The following is a 26,421-nucleotide window of genomic DNA, read 5'->3' on the forward strand; positions in this document are numbered from 1 at the left end:
CATAACAAACGTTGCCTAGAGTCCGCCGGCATACACTCGCCCGCTGTCGCCATCGAGCGGCAGTGCGTAACCGATCTCCAGCTCCAGCCCGACGAACTGCGGCACCCGCAGCCGCAGGCCGATACCGATGCTGCTGTAGACCTTGTCGAAGTCGGCATCCTCGGGGCGGGCAAACACGTTGCCAAACTCGGCGATGACGACCGCGCGCAGCCAGGGCCGCCACAGCGGCCGCGCGAACTCGACGGCCGCGTAGTAGTACGCATTGCCTTCGAGGAAATTGACCTCGTAGCCGCGCAGATTGCTCGCGCCGCCGAGCCCATACGCCTCGACCTCGTCCGGGCCGCTGAAGTAGGCGCCCGCATAACTTCGAAAATGCAGGGTCTGGTGCTCGGTCGAGCCGACCGCGTACTGGCGGACGAAACCGACATCGGTCGCGACGAAGCTGTAGTCGCTGCCAATATCCTCATCGGCGACGCTGACCGCCAGCGAGGTGATTTCGCCGACATCGCTGTAGATGCGATTGTGGAAGTCGCGGTAGTTGACGAAGGCCGACGGCACGATCGCGCTGCCATAGGCGGGCAGCGCATTGAGGCCGCTGGTGCGCTGCTGGCGAAAACCCAGGCCGCCGCCAACGGTCAGGCCCTGGCTCGCCGCGCCTTCGGAGAACGTCCGCGACACGCTGAAGCTTGCATTGCGGAACGACTCCTCGAAATCGACCGCTTCGCGGCGCACCGGTCGCTCGGTATAGCTGGAACTCACCGTGAGGTTGTAGCGCGAGTCGAACACGAACGGCGCGTAGTAGCGCGCTGCGTACTGCGTCTCGGTGCCGATGCCTTCGCGCTCGGCGTTCTCGCGCTCGCCGTAGAAGCGCAGCGTATGGTTGCGCCCGCCGACGTTGTTCCAGATCAGCTGCGCGCCGTAGGTGTAGCGGCCGTCGCTCTTGGCGTCGAAGCGCGGGGTCGGCAGCAGGAAATAGCGCTCCTTGAGCTTGAACACGACGCGCACGCCGCCGTCGACCGGCTGCTGCTCGACACTCACCGCGCTGAACAGGCCCAGATCGAGCAGCCCCTGGCGGCTGCGCTCGATGCGCTCGGGATCCGCCGGATCGCCGACCGCGATGACCAGTTCGCGCTGCAGCACCTTTTCCCGCGTGACGTCATTGCCGCTGTAGACGATCTCGACAATCCGCGGGTACGCAATGCCGGTGCCCGCATCCTGCGCCGTCAGCGGGCCGGCGAAGACGCCGAGCAGCAGCGCCGCTCCGGCCAGGCAAGGCCTCAACCGATCCGCTCCAGCTCGACGAACGCATAGCCGTGAGCATGACGCTCGTCGGCGGAGAAGGATTCGCGCGAAGTCTCGCGCCACTGGCTACGGTCGATCTCGGGAAAATAAGTATCCCCCTCGACGACGGCATCGACCTCGGTCAGGTAGATGCGCTGCGCCAGCGGCAGGGTCTGCCGGTACAGCTGCGCGCCACCGATGACCATCAGCTCGCCGCCGCGATGTGCGGCCAGCGCGGCATCGAGGTCGGCAAACACGCGCGCGCCCGGCGCATCGAAGCCGGCCTCGCGCGTCAGCACCCAGTTCTCGCGGTCCGGCAGCGGGCGGCCGAGCGACACCCAGGTCTTGCGGCCCATCAGCACGGTCTTGCCGAGCGTGTGCCGCTTGAAATGCTTGAGATCGTTGGGCAGCCGCCACGGCAGATCGCCGTCGCGGCCGATCAGGCGCTGGCGATCCATCGCGACGATGAGGGACAGCTGTGTGCGGTCGTTCACTGCGCGCGATGGATCAGACCGCGACCGGTGCCTTGATATGCGGGTGCGGATCGTAGCTGCCGAGCGTGAAGTCCTCGTAGCGGAATGCGAACAGGTCCTTCACGTCCGGATTGAGCGTCATCGTCGGCAATGCGCGCGTGTCGCGCGACAGTTGCAGGCGTGCCTGCTCCAGATGGTTCGTGTACAGATGGCAGTCACCGCCGGTCCAGATGAACTCGCCCGGCTTGAGGCCCGTGACCTGCGCGACCATCAGTGTCAGCAGCGCATACGAGGCAATGTTGAACGGCACGCCGAGGAAGATGTCGGCGCTGCGCTGGTACAGCTGGCACGACAGATGTCCCTGCGCGACGTAGAACTGGAAGAACGCGTGGCAGGGCATCAGTGCCATCTGGTCCAGCTCGGCGACGTTCCAGGCCGAAACGATCAGGCGCCGCGAGTCGGGGCTGCCCTTGATCTGATCGAGCACCAGCTGCATCTGGTCGATATGCCGGCCATCCGGCGTCGGCCACGAACGCCACTGCTTGCCGTAGACCGGGCCAAGCTCGCCGTTCTCGTCGGCCCACTCGTCCCAGATGCTGACGCCGTTTTCCTTGAGGTAGCGCGTATTGGTCTCGCCCTTCAGGAACCACAGCAGCTCGTGGACGATCGACTTGGTATGAACCTTCTTCGTCGTCAGCAACGGGAAACCGTCGAGCAGGTTGAAGCGCATCTGGTGGCCGAACACCGACAGCGTGCCGGTGCCGGTGCGGTCGGATTTCTCGGCGCCGTGCTCAAGCACGCGGGTCATGAGATCGAGATACTGCTGCATGTCAGACCTCCATCGTTCTGGATGCGCTCAGCGCTTCCGGTAAGCGAGGATCATCAGGATCAGGCCGCCGATCCAGACCGGCGCGCTAAGCACCATGCCCATCGTCAGCCATTCGGTGCCCAGCAGATAGCCGATATGCGCATCCGGCAGGCGTACCGTTTCGACCAGCGTGCGGAACAGGCCATAGCCGAGCAGGAACAGACCGGACACCGCCATGCGTGGCCGCGGCTTCTGACCGAACCACCAGAGGATCGCGAACAGCACAAGGCCTTCGAGAAAGGCTTCGTAGAGCATCGACGGATGCCGCGGCAGCGGCCCGGCATTCTGGAACACCATGCCCCAGGGCAGCGTCGTCGGTGAGCCCCACAGCTCGCCATTGATGAAATTGCCGATGCGGCCGGTGAACAGGCCGATCGGAATCATCGGCACCGCGAAATCGCCGATGTCGAAGGCCTTGAGCTTGTGAACCCGCGCGAACCAGATGAACGCGATGATCACGCCGATCAGGCCGCCATGGAAGGACATGCCGCCTTCCCAGATGCGCAGGATCGACAGCGGCTCGGCGAGGAAGCGATCGAGGTTGTAGAACAGCGTGTACCCGACGCGGCCGCCGACGATGACGCCGACAACGCCGTAGAACAGCAGATCGGAAACGCGCTGTTCGGGCCACTGGAACTGCGGCAGGCGCGCGCGCTTGACGCCGAACCACCAGAAGCCCAGGAAACCGAGCAGGTACATCAGGCCGTACCAGTGCACGGCCAACGGGCCCAGGCGCAGGGCTACCGGGTCAATATCGGGATGGATCAGCATGGCCGGATTGTAGCGGGCCGCCGCCGCCGGCGTGAGCGATAAAAACCGCTAGCCGGCCACCACGCGACAGACAAAGGCCTTGAGGTAGCGCGTTTCCGGAATCGCCGGATGGACCGGATGATCCGCACCCTGCCCGCCCTCCTCGAGAATCTGCAGGCGTCGCCCGGTCGTGCGCGACTCGCGCAGCAGGATGCGTTGCAGGTCGTCGGCTTCCAGGTGATGCGAGCACGAGCAGGCGATCAGGATGCCGTCGGTGCTGAGCAGCTGCATCGCGGCGCGGTTGAGTGCGGCGTAGTGCTCGATGCCCTTGTCGAAATCGCGGCGCTTCTTGATCAATGCCGGCGGGTCGACGATGACGACATCGAACGTGCGGCCGGCTTCGCGCAAAGCCTTCAAGGCATCCAGCGCATCGCCGCGGATCGTCTCGATATCGAGTTGGTTGAGCTTGGCGCTGGCGAGCGCCGCATCCAGTGCCGGCTGCGAGGAATCGATGCAGCTGACGCTCGTCGCGCCGTACCGTGCCGCGCGCTGGGCCCAGGCGCCGACGTAGCTGAACACGTCGAGCACCGAGCGGCCCTTGACGTAGCGCGCCAGGCGCGCGCGGTTGTCGCGCTGGTCGAAGAAGAAACCGGTCTTCTGACCACCCTGCAGATCGACCGCGTAACGCAGGCCGTCTTCGAGTACCTCGACCTGCGCCGGCACTTCGCCGACGACTTCTACATACGCCGCCAGGCCTTCGAGTTCGCGCGCCGAGCTGTCGTTGCGCAGCACGATGCCGCGCGGCCGGATCACGGCCTGCAGTGCCGCGATGATCTGCGCCTTGAGCAATTCCATGCCGGCCGTCGTGATCTGGACGACGCAGTAGTCGCCATAACGGTCGACGACCAGGCCCGGCAGGCCGTCCGACTCGCCGAACACCAGGCGATAGTGCGGTTCTGCGTAGAGGCGCTCGCGCAGGTCGAGTGCCGATTGCAGGCGGCGCTCGAACCAGGCCTGGTCGATGACCGCGCGGCCGTCGCTGCTGAGCAGACGCACGGTCAGCAGCGTGCGCGGATTGACGTAGCCGGTGCCCAGCGGCTTGTCGCGGCTGTCGGTGACACGGCAAAGACTGCCCGCTTCAATCGTGCGGAATTTATCGTCCGTGTGGATTTCGTTCGAGTAGACCCACAGGTGGCCGGCGCGCAGACGGCGCTCTTCGCGCGGTTTCAGCTTGAGGATCAGCATCGGGCACTCCTGGGGACAGCAAACGGGCGCGCACTATACGCGTGCGCCCGGTTTTGGTGGGCATCCGGACCGAATACCCCCTTACAGGCCGTGTTAAGGCGTGCTTGAGCGCGCCTACTTGAAGTTGTAGCGGAACTCCTTGTTGAAGCGTTCGCGGAACTCGTCCATCGTGAACTTGTGGTTCTGCGTGCCCGGGCGTTCGATGTTGTAGGCGCCGAGCAGGGAGCCGATGCGGCCGCTGGTTTCCCAGTCCATGCCGTTCATGCGGCCGTACAGCAGACCGCCGCGGAAGGCGTCGCCGCAGCCGGTCGGGTCGGTCAGCGCGGAGGCCTTCGCGCACGGAATCTCCAGCACCTTGCCGCCGGTGTGGATCGCCGAACCCTTGCCGCCGTGGGTGACGATCAGCGCTTCGACGCGGCTGGCGATGTCCTTCAGCGACCAGCCGGTGCGATCGGTCAGCACCTCGAACTCGTAGTCGTTGACCGCGACATAGCTGGCCTGCTCGATGAACTTGCGCAGGTCGTCGCCGCCGAACATCGGCAAGCCCTGGCCGGGATCGAACAGGAACGGGATTCCGGCCGCCGCGAACTGCTCGGCGTGCTGGATCATGCCGTCGCGGCCGTCCGGCGACACCGTGCCGATCGTGATGCCCTTGGCCGGCACCGTCTGCACGTGCGCGTGATTCATCGCGCCCGGATGGAAGGCGGTGATCTGGTTGTCGTCGAGATCGGTCGTGATGTAGGCCTGCGCCGTGTAGGTCTGCGGAATGGCCTTGATGTACTGGCGCGAAATGCCGTTCTTGTCGAGCCACTCGTTGTAGCGCTCGAAGTCCTCGCCGACCGTGCCCATCGCCAGCGGCTCGCCGCCGAGCAGCTTCATGTTGTAGGCGATGTTGCCGGCGGTGCCGCCGAACTCGCGGCGCAGCTGCGGCACGAGGAAAGCGACGTTCAGGATATGCACCTTGTCCGGCAGGATTTCGTTCTTGAAATGACCGGGAAACACCATGATGGTGTCGAAAGCGAAGGAACCACAGATCAGTGCGGACATGAGTGTTCTTTGTTTGAGTGCTTAGCCGAAAAGGATGAGTCCCCAGACCACGGGAACCTGAAGCAGCGAAAGATGGACCGCAGCGGAGCCGAGATCCTTGGCACGACCGGACAATACGTGACGTTCGGTGCCGATGCGATCGACGACCACCTCGACCGCGGTATTCAGCAGCTCGACGATCAGCACGAAGACGATACTGAAGATCAGCAGCACCCGCTCGATCGCGTTGTCGCCGAGCCAGACCGCCAGCGGCAGCAGCACCAGCGCGATCAGGAACTCGATGCGGAACGCTTCCTCCTCGCGCAGCGCCCAGCCGAGACCCCAGTACGAGACCTTGGTCGCGCGGATGATGCGCGGGATACCCTTGATGCCGTCGGCCATCGTTACGCCGCCGGCTGCCAGCGCAGGTCGAGCTGACGCGCAGCGCGGACGTCGTCGAGACGGCGCACCGGCATCGTGTGCGGCGCGCCCTTGACGAAGGCGATGTCCTTCTTCGCCTCGTCCCAGATCGAGATCATCGCGTCGATGAAGGCGTCGAGCGTTTCGCGATCCTCGGTCTCGGTCGGTTCGATCAGCAGGCACTCCGGCACGGTCAGCGGGAAGTAAATCGTCGGCGCATGGAAGCCGTAATCGAGCAGGCGCTTGGCGATGTCGGTCGCCGTCAGCTCGATCTCGCTCTTCTGGCGCTTGAGCGTGATGATGAACTCGTGACTGGCGCGGCGCTTGGGAAAGGCCAGGTCAAAGCCGTGCTCGGCGAGACGTGCCGCGAGGTAGTTCGCATTGAGCGTCGCGAACTCGCCGACGCGGTGCATGCCTTCGCGGCCGAGCATGCGCGCATAGATGTATGCGCGCAGCAGCACGCCGGCATTGCCCATCCAGGCCGACAGGCGGCCGATCGACTGCGGGATGTCGCGCTCGTCGAGCCAGCGATACGTGCCGTCCGCCGCCTTGCCGGCGACCGGAATCGGCATGAACGGCCGGAGGCGTTCCGACAGACCCACCGCACCGGCACCCGGACCGCCGCCGCCGTGCGGCGTCGAGAAGGTCTTGTGCAGGTTCATGTGGATGACGTCGAAGCCCATGTCGCCCGGCCGCACCTTACCGAGGATCGCGTTGAGGTTCGCACCGTCGTAGTACAGCAGGCCGCCGGCGTCGTGGACGATGCCGGCGATCTCCTTGATGCGGCGCTCGAACACGCCGAAGGTCGACGGATTGGTCAGCATGATGCCGGCGGTCTGCGGGCCGACCGCGGCCTTCAGCGCCTCGACGTCGACGTCGCCATCGGCATTGGTCGGGATTTCGCGCACCGCGTAGCCGAGCATCGCCGCCGTCGCCGGATTCGTGCCGTGCGCGGCGTCCGGCACCAGGATCTCGGTGCGCGCCGCGTCGTTGCGCGCCTTGTGGTAGGCCTTGATCATCGCGACGCCGGCGAACTCGCCCTGCGCGCCGGCCATCGGCGTCAGCGAGACCGCCGCCATGCCGGTGACGTCCTGGAGGATTTCCTGCAGGTCGTACATACAGGCAAGGAAACCCTGCGAGTGCGAGTCCGGTGCGAGCGGATGGCGCGCGAGGAACTCCGGCAGCATCGCCAGACGGTTACAGGCGCGCGGGTTGTACTTCATCGTGCAGGAACCGAGCGGATAGAAGTGCGTGTCGATCGAGAAGTTCAGCTGCGACAGGCGCGTGAAATGGCGCACCGCCTGCATCTCGGACACTTCCGGCAGCAGCGGCTTGTCCTTGCGGCGCAGGTGCTCCGGAATGCCGGACACATCGACGCCGGTACCCGGGTTCTGCGCGTAGGCGACACGGCCCGGGCGCGAGATTTCGAAGATCAATTTTTCAGTCATGACGGGTTCGCAAAAAAGTGTGTTGGCTCAGCGCGAATCGGGGCGCTTAAGCAGCAGAGTGAGGATCAGGCCGACGGCGGCGAGGATCGCGACGACCGTGAGCACCAGCAGCGACTGCTGGAACAGCACCTCGCGCGTGATCGCACCGGTCACGAAGGCAATGCCCAGACCCGCGACAATCAGCGTCGCGAGGATGGCCGCGGCCTTGAGTACCGTCGTCATCGCCGATCAGCCCAGAACCTTGAGCGCGGCGTCGTAGTTCGGCTCGCTGCCGATCTCGCCGACCAGTTCGGAGTGGATCACCTTGTCGTTCTCGTCGAGCACGACGACGGCGCGTGCCGTCAGTCCGGCGAGCGGGCCGTTCTCGATCAGCACGCCATAGTCCGGCGAGAAGTTGCGGCCGCGCATCAGCGACAGCATGACGACGTTCTTCAGGCCTTCCGCGCCGCAGAAGCGCGCCTGCGCGAACGGCAGGTCGGCCGAGATGCACAGCACGACGGTGTTGTTGAGCGACGATGCACGCTGGTTGAACTGGCGCACCGAAGTCGCGCAGGTCGGCGTGTCGATCGACGGGAAGATGTTCAGCACTTTGCGCTTGCCGGCGAAGTCATGCAGCGCGACGTCCTTGAGATCGCCGCCGACCAGGCGGAAGCCCGGCACATCGTCGCCGATCTTCGGCAGCTCGCCGCTGGTCTGGATGGGATTGCCACGCAGGGTGATATTGGCCATGAGGGTTCTCGATCAGGACGCCGACAGGATGTCCGCCAGCGCCGTCTTGTAGGCGGCGATGTCGGATGCAGTTTTGGTTTCGGTGACACACACCAGCACGGCGTTGCCGAGTTCCGGATAGTGCCGGGACAGATCAAAGCCGCCGAAGATGTTGCGCTGGGCCAGTGCCTCGAGCACCGGCGCGACCTTGCGCGGCAGGCGGATCACGATCTCGTGGAAGCGCGCGCCGCCGAAGACGACTTCGACGCCCTTGATCGACGCCAGCTGCGCCTGCAGTTCGCGCGTATTCGCCATGCAGGCCGACGCGACCTGCGCCAGACCTTCGGGCCCGAGCAGCGACATGTGGATCGTCGCCGCCGTCACCAGCAGACCCTGGTTGGTGCAGATGTTCGACTTCGCCTTCGCGCGACGGATGTGCTGCTCGCGCGCCTGCAAGGTCAGCGCGAAGCCCGGCTTGCCGTCGAGGTCTAGCGTGCGGCCGACGATGCGGCCCGGCATCTCGCGGACCAGCGCCATTTTGGTCGTCAGGAAACCGAAGTACGGACCGCCGGACGACAGCGGCGCGCCGAGCGGCTGGCCGTCGCCGCAGACGATGTCGGCACCCGTCGTGCCCCACTGGCCGGGCGGCTTGAGCAGCGCCAGCGACACCGGATTGACGACCGCGACGACCAGCGCGCCCTGCGCATGCGCCCAGTCGGTGATCGCATCGACGTCCTCCAGCTGGCCGAAGAAGTTCGGCTGCTGGATAACGACCGCGGTCGGCGCGCTGCCTTCGTGCTGCTTCAGCGCGTCGAGCAGCGTCGTGCCCTGCTGAGTGTCGTAGTCGATCGCGTCGAGCACGATGCCCTGCGACGGCGTCGTGTTGTGGGTGACGTCGACATAAAACGGATGCACCGCGCGCGGCATCAGCACGCGACCACCGCTGTTCTTCTTGTTCGCGCGCAGCGCCATCAGCAGCGCCTCGCCGAGCGCCGAAGCGCCGTCGTACATCGAGCAGTTGCTGACCTCCATGCCGGTCAGGCCGCAGATCATCGTCTGGTATTCGTACAGCAGCTGCAGCGTGCCCTGGCTTGCCTCGGCCTGGTATGGCGTATAGGCCGAGTAGAACTCGCCGCGCGTCGTGATCTCCCACACCGCGGCCGGAATGTGATGCTCGTAGGCACCGGCGCCGATGAAGTTCAGCGCGAGCCGGTCCTGCTCGGCGCGCGCATGCATCAGCTGCGAGACCTGCATCTCCGGCAGGCCGGCCGGCACCTTGCTCAACGGGCCGCAGCGCAGCGCCGCGGGGATTTCGTCGAACAGGGCATCGATGCTCGGCGCGCCGATGGCGGCCAGCATGTCTTTGACATCGGCCTGGGTATGGGGAACGAATGGCATAAATCGGGACTCGCGCTGGAGAAGTGCTGGACGGCGCTTACAGGGTCTTCAGGAACGCTTCGTAGCCGGCGGCATCGAGCAGCTTGTCGATCGCAGCGGCGTCGGCCGGCTTCATCTTCCACATCCAGCCTGCGCCGTACGGATCGCTGTTGAGGATTTCCGGGCTGCCGGACAGCGCCTCGTTGATCGCGATCACTTCACCGGCGATCGGCGCATAGACGTCGGAAGCGGCCTTGACCGACTCGACGACGGCGCAGGAATCGCCCACGGCCAGCTTGCGGCCGACCGCCGGCACGTCGACGAACACCAGATCGCCGAGCGCGGCCTGCGCATGGTCGGTGATGCCGACCGTGACGCTGCCGTCCGCTTCGCGGCGCAGCCATTCGTGGGACTTCTCGTACTTCAGTTCGGCAGGAACCTTGCTCATTGCTGTTGCTCCACTCAATTAAGGGTTTGGCGAAAGGGGGTCAGATCAGAATCTTGTTGTTGCGCACGAACGGCGGCTTGACGATGCGCGCGGCGACCCACTGGCCGCGGATCTCGACTTCGCAGGCGCCATCGGCAGTGCTGTCGACGCGCGCGAGCGCGATCGACTGTTTCATCGTCGGCGAGAAACCGCCGCTGGTGGTCTCACCCGTCGCGCCGTTGGCGAAACGCACCGGCATGTGCGCGCGCACGATGCCGCGGCCTTCGAGCAGGATGCCGACCAGCTTGCGCGGCGACTTGCCGCGCAGCGCTTCGATCGCCGGGCGACCGACAAACTGACGGTCCAACGGCTCCCAGGCGACGGTCCAGGTCAGCCCGGACTCCAGTGGCTGGGTGGTTTCGTCCATGTCCTGGCCATACAGGTTCATACCGGCTTCCAGGCGCAGCGTATCGCGCGCACCGAGACCGCAAGGCTTGACGCCGGCAGCGAGCAGCGCGCGCCACAGCGGCACCAGTTCGGCGTGCGGCAGGATCAGTTCGTAGCCGTCCTCGCCGGTGTAACCGGTACGGGCCACCAGCCAGTCGCCGGCATGCGCCGCCTGGAACACCGACAGCGCCGCGGCCGGCGCACGCAGCGCGGCCGGCAGCAGCGGCTCGACCTTGGCCCGCGCATTCGGCCCCTGTACCGCGAGGATGCCGAGGTCGCTGCGGTGCTTGACGCTGACATCGAAGGCCGCCGCGCGCGCCTTGATCCAGGCTAGATCCTTGTCGGTCGTGCCGGCGTTGACGACCAGGCGGAACCAGGTTTCTTCGAGGAAATAGACGATCAGGTCGTCGATGACGCCGCCGTCCTCACGCAGCATGCAGCTGTACAGCGCCTTGCCGGGCACGGTCAGCTTGGCGACGTCGTTGGCGAGCAGCTGGCGCAGGAATTCGCGGACGCGGGCGCCGTGCAGATCGACGGCGGACATGTGGGCGACGTCGAACATGCCGGCGTCCTGGCGGACGGCGTGATGCTCGTCGAGCTGGGAGGCGTACTGGATGGGCATGTCCCAGCCGGCGAAATCGACCAGGCGGGCGCCGGCCACGACATGTTCGGGGTGCAGCGCAGTCTGCTTCAATGCCACGGGCAAAAACTCCTGCTGTAGACGGGTGCGGGCGGAAAGACGGACCGGAAAACCGGCCTTGGAACGGCAGACGCCAGGGGCATCGCCGTTTCCTCACCCGCCCCTCTGTCCTGTGACCTGAAAGTTCGGAGGCGGCGATCGTGGTCGCACACCCCTGCCTCTTCGGTGGCCCACCTGCGGTCGGGCGCTCTCCAGAGTCTCTGCTGCCGCATCACGCTCCTTTGGCCTGAGCGATTCCGGGCGGTTTGCGCCTTCGGCGCCGCACCCTTTTGGATCAGGGCACGGTCTCTCGCGTGATGAGGTTGGCACTTTAAACGTCCGCGGCGGCGATGGCGAGTCCCGGCCGGAGAATGCGACATAGGTCACCCAGAAAGTGACTAAAAAGGCCGCTTGCAGCTCCGGCGCTAAGCTATAGTGAGCGTTGACAAAGTTACTGAGCCTGCACCATGTCGCCACACACTTCGGTACTGCCGCTCCCGAGCGATTCTCGCAAGCTGGCCGGCGGTCTGGTCATGCTGCTTGCCGGCGTTGCCCTGCCGGCCGCAACGGCCATGGCGCAGGTCACCTCGCCGAAACAGATCGTCGATCCGCTCAAGCCCGACGAGCCGCTGCCCAGCGCCTCGGCGCCGGCCGACACGATCGTGCCGCCGAAGCTGCCGCGCGTCACCGGCGCCGCCGCGGGCGAAACCAAGATCACCGTGCAGCGCATCGAGTTCAACGGCAACACGCTGTTCACGACGGCGGAACTGCAGGCCGCTGTCGCCAGCTACCTCAACCGTGCGATTTCGCTCGTCGATATCTATAACGCCGCCGACGCCGTCGCTGACCTGTACATCCAGAAGGGTTACTCGCTGGCCACGGTCAACGTGCCGCCGCAGCGCGTGACCGACGGCTCGATCCTGTTCCAGGTCTCCGAAGGCCGCGTCGCCAACGTCTCGGTCAGTGGCAACGGTCGCTACTCGGCGGACCATGTCGTCAGTTACCTCGACCGTTTCCAGTCCGGAAAGATCTACCAGTCCGAGGATCTGCAGGCCGGCCTGCGCACGCTCAACAGCCTGCCCGGCCTCAGCGCCCGGGCCAGCATCAAGCCGGGCGAAATGCCGGAAACCAGCGACGTCACGATCCAGCTGACCGAAGATCTGTTCCAGGGCAGCCTGTTCGTCGACAACTACGGTCGCGAAAGCGTCGGCGAATACCGCGCGACCGCGGTCGCCACGTTCAACAACCCGTTCTATATCGAGGATCAGCTGTCGCTGGTCGGCCTGGTCTCGGAGAACAGCCTCGCACGCTTCGGTTCGGTGACCTATTCGCGCCCGCTCAACTTCAGCGGCACGCGCCTGCGCGTGAACTACGCGCATGCCGAGTTCGAGGTGGACGATCTGCCGGTCGACGGCCGCAGCCGCAGCGGCGAAGTCACGCTCGAACAGGCGCTGATGCGTGACGCCAAGCAGACTCTTTCGGGTACTTTTGGCGTCAGCCGCTCGCTTTCGAACGCCGATTTCTCCGGCCTGGTCTTCAATCAGACCTCCATCACACTCTTCCGTCTGGGCCTTGCCTACACTCGGACCTACGACAATTCGTCGGTGACGCAGGTTTCGACGTCGCTGAGCTCCAACTTCCAGTCCAACTCACCGGGCGAATCGGAATTCGGTACAGACAGCGGAGACCAGCGTCTGAAGTGGGATCTGGACGTGCAACATCTGCTGCAACTGAGCCGCGCCTTCCAGCTGTACATGCGAGTGAACGGCGCCTGGTCACCCGATACGCTGGTGGATACGGAAAAGTATTCGCTCGGCGGTCCCGGCAACGTGCGCGCCTTCCCTGGCGCCGAACTGCGCGGCGACTCCGGCTACTTCGGCAGCGTCGCGCTGCGCCACACCATGCCGCTCGGTCCGGCTTCGCTGCGCAGCCGAATCTTCGCCGACTCCGGCCGCGTGTTCGCCGACGAAGGCGTGGACCCTGGCTCACTGTCTGACGTCGGTCTGGGCGTCGATGTCGTCGTCCAGCCCATCACCTTCTCGCTCGACTGGGCTTACCCGCTCGGCAACCGGGAAGTCAGCGACGACCGGGATTCCGGTCGCGCGTTCGGTTCGCTCTCTGCCAGCTTCTGAGGACACTTCCATGTCCAAAAAACAGTTCACGCCCCAGCTCACTCCGATCGCCCGCGCACTGCGCACCGCGGCCACCGTCCTGACCGGCACCACGCTGCTGTGGCCGGTCGCGATCCCCGCCAACCCCACCGGCGGCCAGGTCGTCGGCGGCCAGGCGCAGATCACGAATCCGGTGCCCGGCAACACGGTGATCAACCAGCAGTCCAACGCTGCGATCATCAACTGGCAGAACTTCTCGATCGGCGAAGGCGAGTACGTCGTGTTCAACCAGCCGTCCGTTTCGGCGGCGACGCTGAACCGCGTGATCGGCAACCTGCCCTCCGAAATTCTCGGCAACCTGACCGCCAACGGTCGCGTCTTCGTCATCAACCCGCAGGGCGTGATGTTCGGCGCCAACAGCCGCGTCGACGTCGGTGCGCTGGTGACGAGCACCGGCAATATCAGCAACGAGGACTTCCTCGCCGGCAAGCTCAAGTTCTCCGGTGACAGCAGCGCCAGCATCGTCAACCGCGGCCAGATCAGCGCGGCCAACGGCGGCTTCGTCGTGCTCAGCGCCGACAAGGTCACCAACAGCGGCACGATCTCGGCACCGAACGGTGATGTGCTGCTCGCCGCCGGCCGCCAGCTGTCGCTGCAGCTCGATCCGGAAGGTCTGGTCTCGTACTCGGTGGACGCCGCGGCCGCTTCGGCCGCGGCCGGCGTCGAGAACTTCGGCGACATCATCGCCAACGGCGGCGCGGTGGTCATGGCCGCCAACGTCGCGCGTGAACTGATCGGCACCGCGATCAACAACAGCGGCCGCGTCTCGGCACGCGGCATCGAACAACGCGGTGGCGAAATCTATCTCGTCGCCAACGGCGGCAACATCGAGCAGCGCGGCACGCTGGATGCGTCCAGCGTGCAGGGCAACGGCGGCGCAATCGACATCCGCTCCGACCGCAACATCCTGCTCGCCAACGGTTCGGCGACCGACGCCAGCGGCCGCAATGGCGGCGAGGCCATCGCCGTCGCCGGCCAGACTCTCGACTACCAGCGCGGCGCCTCGATGAGCGTCGCCGATCGCGGCGGCCAGGGCGGCTTCGCCGAACTGTCCGGCAACACCGTCAACATCGGCGATATCGTCACCCTCGGTCGCGGCGGCGAACTGCTGATCGATCCGCTCGACTTCATCGTCGCCAACACCGGCGGCAACATCGACTATGCCACGCTGCAATCGCAGCTCAACAACACCGGCTTCGGCTCGACCGTGACACTCAACGGCGAGAACTCAGTCACCTTCGAGGACTATGCCGGCGGCACGTTCACCGCCCAGGGCGTTTCCCCGAGCTACGGTGGCAGTCTCAAGGTCGTGGCCGGATGCACGACCTGCGTCGGCGGCACGACCACCGTCGCACCAGGCATCGTGTTCCTGGGCAGCGACGATGTCTTCGATCTGCGCGGCAGCATCACACTGGAGGCGACCGTCGCCAATGGCACGATCGACGCGCCGGTCGGCCTGATCAGTCAGGCGGGCGACATCACGGTCAGCGCGCCCGGCAACATCACCCTCGGCAATCTGAGCATCGCTGGCGGCACCGGCAGCATCAGTGTCGACGCCACCGCAGGCGGCGGCATCGACACCGGCACGCTCAAGGCCCCCAACGACATCACGCTCAACGCGACCGGCACCATCACGACCGGCACCATCACCCAGGTCGACGACCTGCGCATCACCAGCACGACCGGCGCGTATTCCGGCGATTTCGCGCTGATCGCCTCGGCCAACTCCGTCGAGATCATCACGGACGGCACGGTCGGCATCACCGGCAACGGCCTGACGGTCAACGGCGGCCTGAAGATCACCGCGGGTGGCGACATCGACCTGATGTCGGGCGCTGCCGCCGGTTCCGGCAATGCCAGCGGCAGCCTCATCGCACTCGAGGCAGCCGGTGACATCGACACCAAGGACCTGAGCTCGACGTCATCGGTCAATGTGCAGTCCAGCGGCGGCAGCATCAGCGTCGGCGACGTCAGCGCGGTGACCCCGAACGCCTTCGGCGGCAACGCTTCGGTGCTGCTCAGCGCCGCAGGCAGCATCGACGCGGGCAGCCTCACGGCGGCTCAGGATCCGGCGACGATTAACTACGGCGGTACCGCGTCAGTCAGCGTCAGCACCACCGGCAGCGCCAGTATCCCGCGCAACATCCAGACCGGCGACATCACGGTCCGCGGCGTCACCCAGGCCAACGTCAACGTCTCAGCGCGCGACAGCGCGCTGGTCGGTGACATCATTGCCGCGTCAACTTCGAACGGCAGCGCGGCGACTGTGGTCTCTGTGGAAGCCAATGCCGCAGCCGATGCCGTTGAAAGCACCGAGCTGATGGTCGGCACGATCAACGCCTCGGCCGATGGCGGCTCCGGCTCCACGCTGACGAGCCTCGTCACGCTGTCCAACGTCGCCATCAGCGCCGAAGCGGGTGGCGGCGACGTCGGCGTCGGCGCCATCAGCGGCTCGATCAGCGCCGGCGGCAACAGCGACTCCGGACGCGGCGTGTCGATCGGCGCACGCGGCGATATCTACGGCGTCAACGAAGGCGGCAGCATCGTCGGCGTCAACATCGATCTCGGTACCGACGCACAGGCCGCTGCCGCGACGATCATCTCGCAGTCTGGCGACATCACTCTCGGCGACCTGCTGATCGGTTCGGGCAGCGGCGCCACATCGCAGCTGGGCGTCGTTGCCGGCGCCGACGCCGAAGGCGGCCTGGACCTGACCGATGGCGCGATCACCGTCGAGAGCGGCGCCACCTTGCGCAGCGGCTCGATCGTCGTCGCCGCGCACACCATCAACCTCAACGGCGCCAACGTCGTCGCGGGCAGCGGCAACAGCATCAACGGCATCGGCTCCGATCCGTGGTTCCTCGGCCTCGATGCGGACGGCAACGAATCTCCGGACGTCACGCCGCTTCCAGCGATTCTGCTGCCGGATCCCAGCACTGCGCCGAGTGCGGTTTTCATCTCCGACACGAATGTGGCGCTCGGCAATCTGAGCATCGAAAGCGGCTATCTGTTCGTGTCCGCGCCGGGCGCCTCGGCGCAATCGGTAAGCATGCCGACCATCAACGGTCCGCTGCCGCTGCTGGCCTTCAATTTCCGGCCCTACTACAACTACGACAATCCCAACGGCCCGGATAATCTGCCGCTGATCTTCAACAACGTCACCGGCGCCCTGCGGACCGGCGTGGAAACCTATCTGCTCGGCGGCACCGGCTACCAGGGTGACATCACCTTCGGCACGCCGTTCCAGCCGGGCCCGCCGGATCAGGGACCGCCGCCGCCGGAGGAACTCGATGCCAGGGGTGGCAGCGTCAAGGCGCTCAGCGGTGCCAACTACATCCTCTACACCGAGGGCGACATCAAAGGCCTGGGCACCACCGACAACACGACCGGCCAGGTCATCGTCCTGAAGGGCAACGTCATCGCGTCGACGCCGACACCGACGCCGGTTGTGACGCCGACGCCCGAGCCGGAACCCACGCCGACACCGGAGCCGACCCCCACCCCGACGCCGGTCGTCACACCGACGCCGACACCGGTCGTGACGCCAACGCCAACCCCCGTCGTCACACCGACGCCGACCCCGGTCGTGACGCCGACACCGACGCCAGTCGTCACACCGACACCGACCCCGGTCGTGACGCCAACGCCAACCCCCGTCGTCACGCCGACGCCGACGCCACCGATCGCCAACGCCGGCGAAATCTTCATCGCGCTCGCCGAAGCATCGAAGATCGACGACCCGTTCCTCGAACCGTCGCCGGACGCCAAGCCAGGCGAAGGCGAGATCCAGCGCAGGGACACGTCGTACCAGATCGGCGAATTCTCCTGCGACGCGACCGGAGTGCAGTGACATGACCCGTTCAATCCAAGCGGTCGTCACGCTCGCCGCGTTGCTCGCGGCGCTGCTGTCGGGCACCAGCCACGCAGCGGAGCGTCAGTTCGCGGCTACCGTCATGCTGCTCGCCGGCCAGGCCAATGCCTCCGATGCACAGACGATGGCGATGCGCGTCCTCGCCAAGGGCGACAAGCTGTACCCGGGCGAGATCATCTCCTCGGGTGCCAACACCTACGTCAATCTGCGCTTCCAGGACGGCGGGTTCATCCTGCTGCGCCCGAACACGCGGTTCGTGATCGAGGAGTTCGCCGCCGAGCCGGCAACGATCGCAGCAGCCGAGAGCGCACCGAAGGCTGCGGCAGCGAAACCCGAAGCAACGCCGCTGCCGCTGCGGCCGATTCCCGGCTCGCAGACCAACACATCGCCGGTATCGACGGCGCAGCGCGCCGTCTTTCGCCTGCTCAAGGGCGGCTTCCGCGCAGTGTCGGGCCTGATCGGCAAGGCGGATCCGGCCGAGTACCGTGTCAACACGCCGGTCGCGACGATCGGTATCCGCGGCACCGATTACTGGGTCGTTTACTGCGATGCAGCCTGCGCCAGCGACAACGCGCTACAGGAAGGCCTGCCGGAGGGATCGTCCGGGCTCAACGGCGTCATCATGGGCGTGATCGCCGGCGGCATCTTCACGACCAACAGCGCCGGCATCACGGTCGGCGTCAACACGGCGCAGTTCCTGATCACTTTGCCCGATGGCCAGCAGATCTACCTGCCGGTAGCGCCTGAGTTCCTGCGCCTCGATCCGATCCCGGACCCGACAACGATCTGCGATACGGACGACTGAAGCGCTGCAGTTTCGGCCGCAGGCCTGTCCTCGTCGGCCTGCGGCCTTTTTGTTGTCCGCAGCGAAGCTGGCAGGATGCGCCGATGGGCCGCATAGGAACCGAGAGATGGCGCGGATCGCACTCAGCTGGGAATTAGGCGTCGGCTCAGGCTATGTGTCGACGATGGCGGCCGTCGCGCGCATCGCGCGCGACCAAGGCCATGAGTGCGTATTCATCGTCCGCGATCTGGCACTCGCCGGGGCACATCTGCCGCCCGAACTCGGCGAGCTGGTTCAAGCGCCTGTGGCCGAAACCGTCGAGCCGCTGCAGATCAAGGTTCAGGCCAGCTACGCCAGCCTGCTGCACAACTGCGGCTATGCCAGCGTCGGCAACCTCGCCGCACGCCTGCGTGCCTGGCAAGCGCTGTACAAGCGATTCGCCATCGACCGGGTCATGGCGCGGCACAGTCCGACCGCGCTGATCGCTGCCCGCCTCGCGAACCTGCCGCTGCTGCGCTATGGCAACGGCTTCTCGGAACCGCCGGATTCATCGCCGTGGCCGTCATTCAGACCCGATCTCCAGATACCGGACGCGGCGCTGCTCGCCAACGAGGCGCACCTGCTGGATGTCATCAATCGCGCCATTGCCGAATTCGGCGCGGCGCCGCTCGACACGCCGGCGGCCATGCTGCGCGGCATCCCTGCCGTGCTGCTGACCTACCCGGAACTCGACCACTACCCACGGTCCACCGCGGCGAACTACGTCGGCATGCCGGACATCAGCTACGGCGAAACGCCGTTGTGGCCGGACGGCGACACCCCGCGGCTGTTTGCGTCACTGGTCTCGATGCAGCAGTTCGAATTGTGGCTGCCGTTGCTGAAGCGGCTACGGGCGCGATGCCTCGTCAGAATTCACAGCGCGGCAGCGAAAGTCGCGCAGCGCGCCGACAACGTCTGGTTATGCACTCAGGCCGCCGTCAATTTCGATCAGGCCGTGGCTGCCAGCGATGCAGTGATCTGCTACGGCACGCTCAATCTGGTGACGCTGGCGCTCGCCGGCCGCAAGCCCGTCGGAGTGATGGCGTACAACCCGGACCAGCTGATGATGGCGCTCTCGGCACAGCGCACCGGTGCCGGCATCCTGCTGCCGACAACCCCGACCGAGGAGGCCTTGCCGCTGCTGCAGCGCCTGATCGACGATCCGGCGCTGCGCAGCGCCGCCGGACGGTTCGCCGATCGCAATGCCGGCTGGCCGCGCGAAACGATCCCCCAACGCTTGCTGGATGCCGCGCTGGCGGCACCGCCATCGGGATTCTGAAGCCTTACAGTCCGCAGGCTGCGCGCACCAGCGTCTGCCGCAGCGGCGCCGCCGCATTGACGACGCCGACGCCGCGCTGGCGCAGCCAGCGCAGGCCCGGCTGCTGGTTTCGGTACAGGCGATACAGACCGTCGGTCACGGCGATCATTTCCGTCGCCGCCGCGCGGCGTGCGCGCTGATATTTCTCCAGCACCCGCAGCGCCCCCAGATCGCGGCCCGCGCGATGGGCCTGCGCCAGCGTCTCCAGCAGGACGGCGACATCGCCGAAGCCGAGATTCATGCCCTGCCCGGCGAGCGGATGAATCACATGCGCCGCATCGCCGATCAGCGCGAAGCGCGGCTGCACGTAGCGCTCCGCGTGCTGCAACGCGAGCGCAAAGCTCAGCCGCGGCGTTGACGCTTCGATACGCCCCAGCACCTGCTGACTGACGGCGGACAGCGCCGCGCAGAACGAAGCGTCATCGAGCTGCAGCAGGGCTTCGGCCTCGGTCGTCGACCAGACGATCGAGCTGCGTCCATCCGCCAGCGGCAGGAAAGCCAGCGGCCCGCTCTCGACGAAACGCTGGTAGGCGACGCCGCGATGCGGTCGCTCGGTCTGCACGTGGCAGACGACGGCGGTCTGATCGTAGGCATGGCGCAGCACGTCGATCCCGCGGGCGACGCGCAGCGGCGACTGCGCGCTGTCGGCGGCGATCACCAGCGCCGCGCGCAAGCTGCCGCCGCCGTCGAATTCCAGCGTCGCGCTGCTGTCGCCGCTGACGCAGCTGCGCACATTGACGCCTTCGCGCAGCACGCCGGCCGGCAATGCGTTCCACAAGTGCTGCTGCATGACGCGGTTCTCGACGATGTAGCCGAGCAGATCGGTGCGTGCATCGGCCGCATCGAAGTGCAGGCCCTGATCGATATCGTCTTCCCAGACCTGCATCGCGCGGTATGCCGACACGCGTTCGGCGGCAATGCCGCGCCACAGGCCCAGATCGTCAAGCAGGCGCACGCTCGCGGGCGACACCGCATAGACGCGCGGATCGTAGTCTTCATACGAGGCAGGCGGTGCCTTGCGCTCGAGCAGGCGCACGCGCAAGCCGAGCTTGTGCAGCCCGAGCGCCGCGGCTGCACCGACCAGGCCCGCACCGACGACGGCGACGTCGCAATCCAGTGCCGCGTTGCTGGTTGTGCTCATGAGTTTCTGCGCGCTGCGGCCGGCGACTGCGCACCGTAGCCCAGGTTCTGCCACAGCACCGCATCACGCAGCGGCGGCGCCAGATCGATCGCCAGCAGACCCAGGTGACGCAGCCCGCGCAGACCCGGAACCCGATTCGAGAACAGCTGGACGATGCCGTCGGTGAAGCGCGACACCGAACGGCGGTCCTGCTCGCGGCGATCGCAGTAGCTGCGCAGCAGGTCGTCGTCGCCGGCCTCGATGCCGTCGGCGGCAGCCTGCGCCAGCACTTCCGCGAGCGTCGCGGCGTCGCGCAGGCCCAGATTGAAACCCTGCGCCGCGACCGGATGCAGCGACTGCGCCGCATTGCCGACGAACACCGTGCGCGGCGCCATCAGCTGCTCGCTGACGACCTGATACAAGGGATGGGCGACGCGACGGCCGATGGCGGTGAAGGCTCCCAGGCGTTCGCCGAAAGCCTGCTGCGCCGCCTCGAGAAATTCGGCATCCGACCACTGCAGGCGCTGCGCCACTTGATCCGCCGGCACGGTCCAGATCAGCGAGCAGACATCCTCCGCCGCTTCCCATGGCTTGGGCAGCACCGCGATCGGGCCTTCCGCCGTGAAACGCTCGTAGGCGCAGCCGCGATGACTGCGCCTGCTGCGCACGGCGGTGACGATCGCCGACTGCTGGTAATCGCGCTCGCTGGCATCGATGCCCGCGGCGGTGCGCAGCGGCGAGTGCATACCGTCGGCGGCAACGACCAGACGCGCGCGCAGCACGCGACCGTCGTCGAGAAACAGTTCGGCATCGTCGGCGCCGGTGTCGACGCGGGCGACCTTGGCCGGCGCAATGATCTGCGCGCCGCGTGTCTGCGCCAGCTTCTGCCACAGCGCTTCGCCCAGACGCCGCATCGGCACATTGAAGCCCAGCGCATCGACGCCGGCATCCGCCGCGGCGAACCGCGCGACGCCGAAGCGGCCCTGCTCGGAGATATGCGTGCTGGTGATCGGCGCGGCGGCGCGCAGCAGCGCAGGCCAGACGCCGAGGCTGTCGAGGATGCGCTGGCTGGCGAGATTGATCGCAATGCAGCGCTCGTCCCAGCTCGCTGCGCCGGCGGGCGGCGCGGCGGACTCGATCAGCACGACGCGCAGCTGGGTTGCCGCCAGACCGAGCGCGACGCTCGCGCCGACCAGGCCGCCGCCGACGATGGCGACGTCGAAGCTCGGGTTTTCGCTGCCGGCGCTCATGCGCCAGCCATCAGCCGCTCGATGTCGCGCACGGTCTTGGGCACCGCGGACGTCAGCACTTCCGGCCCGCGCTTGCCGACGACCACGTCGTCCTCGATGCGCACGCCGATGCCCCAGTACTTCTCGGCCACGCCCTTGGTGCCGGGCGCGATGTACAGACCCGGCTCCACCGTCATGACCATGCCCTGCTCGAACGGCCGCGGTTTGCCATCGATCCTGTAGCTGCCGACGTCGTGCACGTCCATGCCGAGCCAGTGGCCGGTGCCGTGCATGTAGAACTGGCGGTGACGGCCTTCGGCGATCAGGTCCGCCGGCTTGCCCTTCAGCAGGCCGAGTTCGACCATGCCTTCGGTCAGCACCTTTGTCGCCACTTCATGCGGCCGCGCCGACGAGTTGCCGGCCTTGAGTTCCTTGATCGCGCGGACGTTGGCTTCGAGGACAACCTCGTAGACCGCCTGCTGCGCCTTGGAGAACTTGCCGTTGACCGGGAAGGTGCGCGTGATGTCCGCCGTGTAACCCTGCAGCTCGCCGCCGGCGTCGATCAGCAGCAGATCGCCGTCGCGCAGCTCGGCGTTGTTCTCGGTGTAGTGCAGGATGCAGGCGTTGTCGCCGCCGCCGACGATCGAGCCGTAGCCGCACTCCATGTCGTGACGCGCAAAGTGGTGATGCAGCTCCGCGGCGATCTGCCATTCGTACAGACCCGGCTTGGCGGCGAGCATGGCCTTGCAGTGCGCCTCGGCGCTGACCTGGCAGGCCACCGCCATCAGATCCAGCTCCGCCTTGGTCTTGATCAGGCGCATCTCGTGCAAGGTCGCCTCGAGCGCAATGAAGTCGACCGGCGCCGCCGCACCACGGCGTGCGACTTCGCGAATCTCGCGCACGACCGTCGTGATGCGCTTGTCCAGAGCCTCGCGCTCGCCGAGCGTGTAATGCAGGTGCTGGCGCCCCTGCAGCAGTTTCGGCAACTGGGCGTCGATGTCGTCGAGCGTGAAAGCCTGGTCGGCGGCGTAGCGCTTGACCGCGCCCTGCGGTCCGGCGCGGCGGCCGTCCCAGATCTCGCGCTCGGGATCGCGGCGGCGCACGAACAGGATGAACTCGGCGCGCTTGCCATCGACCTTGCGGCCCGGCGCGAACACCGCCAACGCATCCGGTTCCGGAAAGCCGGTCAGGTAGGCGAAATCGCTGTCCTGACGAAACTTGTAGTGAGTGTCGCGGGCACGCACGACTTCATGCGAGGCGGGCACGATCGCGATGCCGTCCTTGCCGATGCGCCGCATCAGTTCGGCGCGGCGCGCGGCGTATTCCCTGCCAGCGGTCAGTTCTTTCATGGCTTTGGGCTCAGTGAAGGTGCTGCGAATCGGAGGGGTCCAGCGTCGGCCGCGGATGCAGTTCCATGAACACCAGCTGCGCGCCGACGCGGACGTACTCGACCAGTTCGGTGTAGGCGCTCTCTTCCATGTTGGCATCGGCCTCGTCGCCGACGCTGGCATGGGTCAGCTCGGTGAAGTCGCGGACGACTTCCTTGAGATCCTCCGAGCAGCGCTCCAGGTTCAGCCCGGGCCGGCTGACGAGGCCGAACAGGAAACCCTCGCACCAGGCCACCAGCGCGGCGACGCGCGGCACCAGCGCGACCTCGTCGTCCGGCAGCAGCGGCGCAAAGCGCATGTCGTCGTCGGCCAGATCGTCGAGCGTCTGGTTGCGCAGCTTTTCGAGCTCGGCGCGCACGGCCGGATTCGACACCGGCGCGGAGCTTGCCGGCTCGATGACCTTGAAGGCATCGATCGCCGCGGCGGGGGCAACGCACAGCGCGCCGCACAGGGCGCCGTGATACTCGGCGGCCTCGTCGACATAGCCGATCTGCTGCAGCAGGGCGTTGAGGGCGTCGAAGTCGAGGGCTTGGGAATCGGGTGTGGAGCTCATCGGCCAATTATAGGCCCTGACGGCGGCCGCCTTGGCCCCGGAAACCGCCTGGAAGCCCTCTATAATCCGCCCATGAGCTCCCTCGACTTCGTCTCCGTCCTGCGCGCCTGCGCGCCTTACGTGCACGCCCACAACGGCCGCGTGTTCGTCATCGCCTTCGGGGGCGAGGCCGCCGAGCGGGCAGATTTTGACCAGTTGATCTACGACATCGCCCTGCTCCACAGCCTCGGCGTGAAGCTGGTGCTGGTGCATGGCGTGCGTCCGCAGATCGACCAGCGCCTGCGCGCGCTGAAGCTGGAACCGCGGATCGTCAACGGCCTGCGCGTCACCGATCGCGCCGCGCTCGACTGCGCGAAGGACGCGGTCGGCAGCGTGCGGATGGACATCGAGGCGCGCCTGTCGACCTCGCTGGCGTCGAGCCCGATGGGCGGCGCGCGCATCCGCGTCGCCAGCGGCAACTGGGTCACCGCGCGGCCGGTCGGCATTCGCGGCGGCATCGATCACCTGTTCACCGGCGAAGTGCGGCGCATCGACGTCGATTCGATCCGCCAGGTGCTCGACCAGGACCGTATCGCCCTGCTCTCGCCGATCGGTTATTCGCCGACCGGCGAGATCTTCAACCTGCGCGCCGAAGACCTCGCGACCGCGACCGCCGCCGCGCTGGGCGCCGACAAGTTGGTGTTCGTGACGCCGACCGAGCCGGAGCAGTGGCGCCTCGGCGAGGAGTCCGGCGATGCCGGCCAGCTGTCGCAGGCCCAGGGCGCGGAGCTGCTCGCCAAGAGCAGCGACCTCAGCGAACTCGATCGCACCTATCTGGGTGCGGCGCTCGCCGCCGCGCGCGGCGGCGTCAAGCGCGTGCACCTCGTCGGCCATCAGGACGGCGCGCTGCTGCGCGAGCTGTATACGCGCGACGGCGTTGGCGTGATGCTGTACTCGGACCCCGACTACGAAGCGATGCGCGACGCGACGATCGAAGACGTCGGCGGCGTGCTGACCCTGATCCAGCCGCTGGAGCAGGAAGGCATCCTGGTGCCGCGCTCGCGCGAGCAGCTGGAACTCGACATCGCGCAGTTCAACGTCATCGTCCGCGACGGCCTGGTCATCGCCTGCGCCGCGCTGTTCCCGTTCCCGCAGAACCAGATGGGCGAACTCGCCTGCGTCGCCGTGCACCGCGATTACCAGCGCGCCGGCCGCGCCGGCGTGCTGCTCAAGCGGGTCGAGGCCGAAGCGCGCCAGCTGGGCCTCAAGCGCCTGTTCAGTCTGACGACGCACACGCCGCACTGGTTCATCGAACACGGCTTCCGCAAGGCAACGCCCGAAGACCTGCCGATGCAGAAGCAGCGGCTGTACAACTACCAGCGCAATTCGCTGGTTCTGATCAAGGATCTATGAGCCTGAACAGCGAATGGGTGCAGCGCTCGCTCGCCCATGTGTGGCACCCCTGCACGCAGATGCACGACCACGCCGGCGCCGATCCCGCGCTGCCGCTGGTGCCGATCAAGCGCGGCGAAGGCGTCTGGCTGGAAGACTTCGAAGGCCGGCGCTATCTGGATGCGGTGAGTTCCTGGTGGACCAACCTGTTCGGCCACGGCCATCCGCATATCGTCGGCCAGCTCAAGGAGCAGCTCGACCGTCTTGACCACGTCATGCTCGGCGGCTTCACGCACGAGACTGTCGTCGAGCTGTCGGAACGCCTCGTCGAACTCGCGCCGCCGGGTCTGACGCGCTGCTTCTACGCCGATAACGGTTCGTCGGCGGTCGAAGTCGCGCTGAAGATGTCCTTCCACTACTGGCGCCATGCCGGCAAGCCGCAGAAGACCCGCTTCATCGCGCTGACCAACAGCTACCACGGCGAAACCCTGGGCGCGCTCGCGGTCGGCGGACCGAGCATGTATCGCGACACCTACGCGCCGCTGCTGCTCGAACCGATCCATGTCGAGTCACCGGACTGTTACGAGCGCGCGCCGGGACAGAGCTGGGAAGACCACACGCGGCAGCGCTTTGCGCAGATGGAGCTGGCGCTGCAGCGCCATGCACACGAAGTTTGCGCGGTCATCGTCGAGCCGCTGATCCATTGCGCCGGCGGCATGCGCATGTACCACCCGCTGTATCTGACGCTGCTGCGCGAGGCCTGCACGAAATACGGCGTGCACCTGATTGCCGACGAGATCGCGGTCGGCTTCGGCCGCACCGGCCGGCTGTGGGCCTGCGACTGGGCCCCCGCACCGCAGGGCAATCGCGACGCACAGCCCGGCATCACGCCGGACTTCATGTGCCTGTCGAAAGGTCTGACCGGCGGCACGCTGCCGCTCGCGGTGACGCTGACGCGCGACGACATCTACGCGGCGTTCTACGCCGACTACAGTGCCGGCAAGGCTTTCCTGCATTCGCATTCCTACACCGGCAATCCGCTCGCCTGCCGCGCGGCACTGGCGACGCTGGACCTGCTGGAACGCGAACGTCCGCTGCGCACCAACGGCCTGCTGTCGGAGCTGATGTGGAGCCAGACCGCCGAGCTGCGCTCGCATCCGCACGTCGCTGAGGTACGCCTGCAGGGCATGGTGATGGCGATCGAACTCGCGAAGAACGTCCGCAGCAAGGAGCCGTATCCAGCGAGCGAGCGGCGCGGGCTGCGTGCGTATCGCCACGCACTGAACGCGCACAAGGACTACGGCGTGATCCTGCGGCCGCTCGGCAACGTCATCTACTTCATGCCGCCTTACGTGATCGCGCCGCGCGAGATCGAGCAGATGTGCAAGGCCGCCATTGCGGCGATCCACGAAGCGACGCGCGATTGAA

General features: G+C 66.6%; 23 protein-coding genes and 1 riboswitch. Of the genes, 6 read left to right on the plus strand and 17 right to left on the minus strand.

From position 1 onward, the window contains the following. Nucleotides 1-15: 15 nt before the first annotated feature. The 13 genes from AC3WUF_RS15040 to gcvT all read right to left on the minus strand — a co-directional run bounded on the left by AC3WUF_RS15040 (nt 16) and on the right by gcvT (nt 11,164). Nucleotides 16-1,281, minus strand: a complete 1,266-nt coding sequence (locus AC3WUF_RS15040; protein WP_492426981.1) for a POTRA domain-containing protein — start codon at nt 1,279-1,281, stop codon at nt 16-18. After that, entirely contained in the window at nt 1,278-1,775 is a 498-nt protein-coding gene (locus AC3WUF_RS15045; protein WP_492426983.1) for a dihydrofolate reductase, read from the minus strand. Before AC3WUF_RS15045 ends, AC3WUF_RS15040 begins: the two co-directional genes overlap by 4 nt. Nucleotides 1,776-1,788: 13 nt before the next feature. After that, complete coding sequence (locus AC3WUF_RS15050) at nt 1,789-2,583, minus strand: thymidylate synthase (RefSeq protein ID WP_492426985.1); 795 nt, start codon at nt 2,581-2,583, stop codon at nt 1,789-1,791. Nucleotides 2,584-2,610: 27 nt separating this feature from the next. After that, nucleotides 2,611-3,393, minus strand: coding sequence for a prolipoprotein diacylglyceryl transferase (gene lgt / locus AC3WUF_RS15055; protein WP_492426987.1), 783 nt, complete (start codon nt 3,391-3,393; stop codon nt 2,611-2,613). Nucleotides 3,394-3,441: 48 nt separating this feature from the next. Further along, complete coding sequence (locus tag AC3WUF_RS15060; RefSeq protein WP_492426989.1) at nt 3,442-4,617, minus strand: class I SAM-dependent rRNA methyltransferase; 1,176 nt, start codon at nt 4,615-4,617, stop codon at nt 3,442-3,444. Between the two features lie 114 nt (nt 4,618-4,731). Then, the gene (locus tag AC3WUF_RS15065) at nt 4,732-5,664 is read right to left on the minus strand and encodes a carbohydrate kinase family protein (RefSeq protein ID WP_492426991.1); all 933 of its coding nucleotides are present in this window, start codon (nt 5,662-5,664) and stop codon (nt 4,732-4,734) included. A 21-nt stretch (nt 5,665-5,685) separates the two neighbouring features. Continuing rightward, entirely contained in the window at nt 5,686-6,045 is a 360-nt protein-coding gene (locus AC3WUF_RS15070) for a diacylglycerol kinase (RefSeq protein WP_492426993.1), read from the minus strand. Nucleotides 6,046-6,047: 2 nt separating this feature from the next. Continuing rightward, on the minus strand, nt 6,048-7,511 hold the full coding sequence (gcvPB, locus tag AC3WUF_RS15075) for an aminomethyl-transferring glycine dehydrogenase subunit GcvPB (RefSeq protein ID WP_492426995.1): 1,464 nt from the start codon (nt 7,509-7,511) through the stop codon (nt 6,048-6,050). A gap of 27 nt (nt 7,512-7,538) precedes the next feature. Further along, on the minus strand, nt 7,539-7,733 hold the full coding sequence (locus tag AC3WUF_RS15080; RefSeq protein ID WP_492426997.1) for a hypothetical protein: 195 nt from the start codon (nt 7,731-7,733) through the stop codon (nt 7,539-7,541). 6 nt (nt 7,734-7,739) lie between these two features. Next, nucleotides 7,740-8,240: a thiol peroxidase gene (gene tpx, locus AC3WUF_RS15085; protein ID WP_492426999.1), complete on the minus strand. Its 501-nt coding sequence runs from the start codon at nt 8,238-8,240 to the stop codon at nt 7,740-7,742. A 12-nt stretch (nt 8,241-8,252) separates the two neighbouring features. Beyond that, nucleotides 8,253-9,617, minus strand: a complete 1,365-nt coding sequence (gene gcvPA / locus AC3WUF_RS15090; RefSeq protein ID WP_492427001.1) for an aminomethyl-transferring glycine dehydrogenase subunit GcvPA — start codon at nt 9,615-9,617, stop codon at nt 8,253-8,255. A gap of 37 nt (nt 9,618-9,654) precedes the next feature. Further along, entirely contained in the window at nt 9,655-10,044 is a 390-nt protein-coding gene (gcvH, locus tag AC3WUF_RS15095; RefSeq protein ID WP_492427003.1) for a glycine cleavage system protein GcvH, read from the minus strand. 40 nt (nt 10,045-10,084) lie between these two features. Beyond that, on the minus strand, nt 10,085-11,164 hold the full coding sequence (gcvT, locus tag AC3WUF_RS15100) for a glycine cleavage system aminomethyltransferase GcvT (RefSeq protein WP_492427204.1): 1,080 nt from the start codon (nt 11,162-11,164) through the stop codon (nt 10,085-10,087). Between the two features lie 210 nt (nt 11,165-11,374). Further along, nucleotides 11,375-11,474: riboswitch (glycine riboswitch) on the minus strand. Between the two features lie 142 nt (nt 11,475-11,616). On the opposite strand from gcvT, the gene AC3WUF_RS15105 reads away from it, so the two are divergent. The 4 genes from AC3WUF_RS15105 to AC3WUF_RS15120 all read left to right on the plus strand — a co-directional run bounded on the left by AC3WUF_RS15105 (nt 11,617) and on the right by AC3WUF_RS15120 (nt 19,293). Beyond that, on the plus strand, nt 11,617-13,281 hold the full coding sequence (locus AC3WUF_RS15105; protein ID WP_492427005.1) for a ShlB/FhaC/HecB family hemolysin secretion/activation protein: 1,665 nt from the start codon (nt 11,617-11,619) through the stop codon (nt 13,279-13,281). A 10-nt stretch (nt 13,282-13,291) separates the two neighbouring features. Then, complete coding sequence (locus AC3WUF_RS15110) at nt 13,292-17,170, plus strand: beta strand repeat-containing protein (protein WP_492427007.1); 3,879 nt, start codon at nt 13,292-13,294, stop codon at nt 17,168-17,170. Nucleotide 17,171: 1 nt separating this feature from the next. Then, complete coding sequence (locus AC3WUF_RS15115) at nt 17,172-17,996, plus strand: FecR family protein (RefSeq protein ID WP_492427009.1); 825 nt, start codon at nt 17,172-17,174, stop codon at nt 17,994-17,996. Nucleotides 17,997-18,102: 106 nt separating this feature from the next. Beyond that, nucleotides 18,103-19,293 carry a glycosyltransferase gene (locus AC3WUF_RS15120; protein ID WP_492427011.1) on the plus strand — a complete coding sequence of 397 codons (1,191 nt, stop codon included), beginning with the start codon at nt 18,103-18,105 and terminating at the stop codon, nt 19,291-19,293. A 4-nt stretch (nt 19,294-19,297) separates the two neighbouring features. Here AC3WUF_RS15120 and AC3WUF_RS15125 read toward each other — a convergent pair whose 3' ends face one another. Genes AC3WUF_RS15125 through AC3WUF_RS15140 form a run of 4 tightly spaced genes read right to left on the minus strand, consistent with a single transcriptional unit; the run spans nt 19,298 to nt 23,622 of the window. Beyond that, complete coding sequence (locus AC3WUF_RS15125; protein ID WP_492427013.1) at nt 19,298-20,473, minus strand: UbiH/UbiF/VisC/COQ6 family ubiquinone biosynthesis hydroxylase; 1,176 nt, start codon at nt 20,471-20,473, stop codon at nt 19,298-19,300. Then, nucleotides 20,470-21,702 (minus strand): 2-octaprenyl-6-methoxyphenyl hydroxylase, encoded by a 1,233-nt coding sequence (gene ubiH, locus AC3WUF_RS15130; protein WP_492427014.1) that lies wholly within the window; start codon nt 21,700-21,702, stop codon nt 20,470-20,472. The genes AC3WUF_RS15125 and ubiH overlap by 4 nt, the downstream gene beginning before the upstream one ends. After that, nucleotides 21,699-23,030 (minus strand): aminopeptidase P N-terminal domain-containing protein, encoded by a 1,332-nt coding sequence (locus tag AC3WUF_RS15135; RefSeq protein ID WP_492427016.1) that lies wholly within the window; start codon nt 23,028-23,030, stop codon nt 21,699-21,701. The genes ubiH and AC3WUF_RS15135 overlap by 4 nt, the downstream gene beginning before the upstream one ends. Before the next feature lie 10 nt (nt 23,031-23,040). Beyond that, the gene (locus AC3WUF_RS15140) at nt 23,041-23,622 is read right to left on the minus strand and encodes a UPF0149 family protein (protein WP_492427018.1); all 582 of its coding nucleotides are present in this window, start codon (nt 23,620-23,622) and stop codon (nt 23,041-23,043) included. A gap of 72 nt (nt 23,623-23,694) precedes the next feature. On the opposite strand from AC3WUF_RS15140, the gene argA reads away from it, so the two are divergent. Continuing rightward, entirely contained in the window at nt 23,695-25,014 is a 1,320-nt protein-coding gene (gene argA / locus AC3WUF_RS15145) for an amino-acid N-acetyltransferase (RefSeq protein ID WP_492427020.1), read from the plus strand. Continuing rightward, nucleotides 25,011-26,420, plus strand: a complete 1,410-nt coding sequence (gene bioA / locus AC3WUF_RS15150) for an adenosylmethionine--8-amino-7-oxononanoate transaminase (RefSeq protein ID WP_492427022.1) — start codon at nt 25,011-25,013, stop codon at nt 26,418-26,420. The genes argA and bioA overlap by 4 nt, the downstream gene beginning before the upstream one ends. Nucleotide 26,421: the final 1 nt, after the last annotated feature.

This window comes from Fontimonas sp. FW305-C-3, assembly GCF_058783185.1.

What these genes read in the sequence shown, in the direction of transcription:
- gcvH (WP_492427003.1), bottom strand. Translation starts at nt 10,044, where the DNA reads ATGAGCAAGGTTCCTGCCGAACTGAAGTACGAGAAGTCCCACGAATGG.
- AC3WUF_RS15105 (WP_492427005.1), top strand. Translation starts at nt 11,617, where the DNA reads ATGTCGCCACACACTTCGGTACTGCCGCTCCCGAGCGATTCTCGCAAG.
- AC3WUF_RS15065 (WP_492426991.1), bottom strand. Translation starts at nt 5,664, where the DNA reads ATGTCCGCACTGATCTGTGGTTCCTTCGCTTTCGACACCATCATGGTG.
- AC3WUF_RS15080 (WP_492426997.1), bottom strand. Translation starts at nt 7,733, where the DNA reads ATGACGACGGTACTCAAGGCCGCGGCCATCCTCGCGACGCTGATTGTC.
- AC3WUF_RS15140 (WP_492427018.1), bottom strand. Translation starts at nt 23,622, where the DNA reads ATGAGCTCCACACCCGATTCCCAAGCCCTCGACTTCGACGCCCTCAAC.
- ubiH (WP_492427014.1), bottom strand. Translation starts at nt 21,702, where the DNA reads ATGAGCGCCGGCAGCGAAAACCCGAGCTTCGACGTCGCCATCGTCGGC.
- argA (WP_492427020.1), top strand. Translation starts at nt 23,695, where the DNA reads ATGAGCTCCCTCGACTTCGTCTCCGTCCTGCGCGCCTGCGCGCCTTAC.
- AC3WUF_RS15070 (WP_492426993.1), bottom strand. Translation starts at nt 6,045, where the DNA reads ATGGCCGACGGCATCAAGGGTATCCCGCGCATCATCCGCGCGACCAAG.
- AC3WUF_RS15060 (WP_492426989.1), bottom strand. Translation starts at nt 4,617, where the DNA reads ATGCTGATCCTCAAGCTGAAACCGCGCGAAGAGCGCCGTCTGCGCGCC.
- AC3WUF_RS15115 (WP_492427009.1), top strand. Translation starts at nt 17,172, where the DNA reads ATGACCCGTTCAATCCAAGCGGTCGTCACGCTCGCCGCGTTGCTCGCG.
- lgt (WP_492426987.1), bottom strand. Translation starts at nt 3,393, where the DNA reads ATGCTGATCCATCCCGATATTGACCCGGTAGCCCTGCGCCTGGGCCCG.
- AC3WUF_RS15125 (WP_492427013.1), bottom strand. Translation starts at nt 20,473, where the DNA reads ATGAGCACAACCAGCAACGCGGCACTGGATTGCGACGTCGCCGTCGTC.
- AC3WUF_RS15135 (WP_492427016.1), bottom strand. Translation starts at nt 23,030, where the DNA reads ATGAAAGAACTGACCGCTGGCAGGGAATACGCCGCGCGCCGCGCCGAA.
- gcvPB (WP_492426995.1), bottom strand. Translation starts at nt 7,511, where the DNA reads ATGACTGAAAAATTGATCTTCGAAATCTCGCGCCCGGGCCGTGTCGCC.
- gcvPA (WP_492427001.1), bottom strand. Translation starts at nt 9,617, where the DNA reads ATGCCATTCGTTCCCCATACCCAGGCCGATGTCAAAGACATGCTGGCC.
- tpx (WP_492426999.1), bottom strand. Translation starts at nt 8,240, where the DNA reads ATGGCCAATATCACCCTGCGTGGCAATCCCATCCAGACCAGCGGCGAG.
- AC3WUF_RS15050 (WP_492426985.1), bottom strand. Translation starts at nt 2,583, where the DNA reads ATGCAGCAGTATCTCGATCTCATGACCCGCGTGCTTGAGCACGGCGCC.
- bioA (WP_492427022.1), top strand. Translation starts at nt 25,011, where the DNA reads ATGAGCCTGAACAGCGAATGGGTGCAGCGCTCGCTCGCCCATGTGTGG.
- AC3WUF_RS15120 (WP_492427011.1), top strand. Translation starts at nt 18,103, where the DNA reads ATGGCGCGGATCGCACTCAGCTGGGAATTAGGCGTCGGCTCAGGCTAT.
- AC3WUF_RS15110 (WP_492427007.1), top strand. Translation starts at nt 13,292, where the DNA reads ATGTCCAAAAAACAGTTCACGCCCCAGCTCACTCCGATCGCCCGCGCA.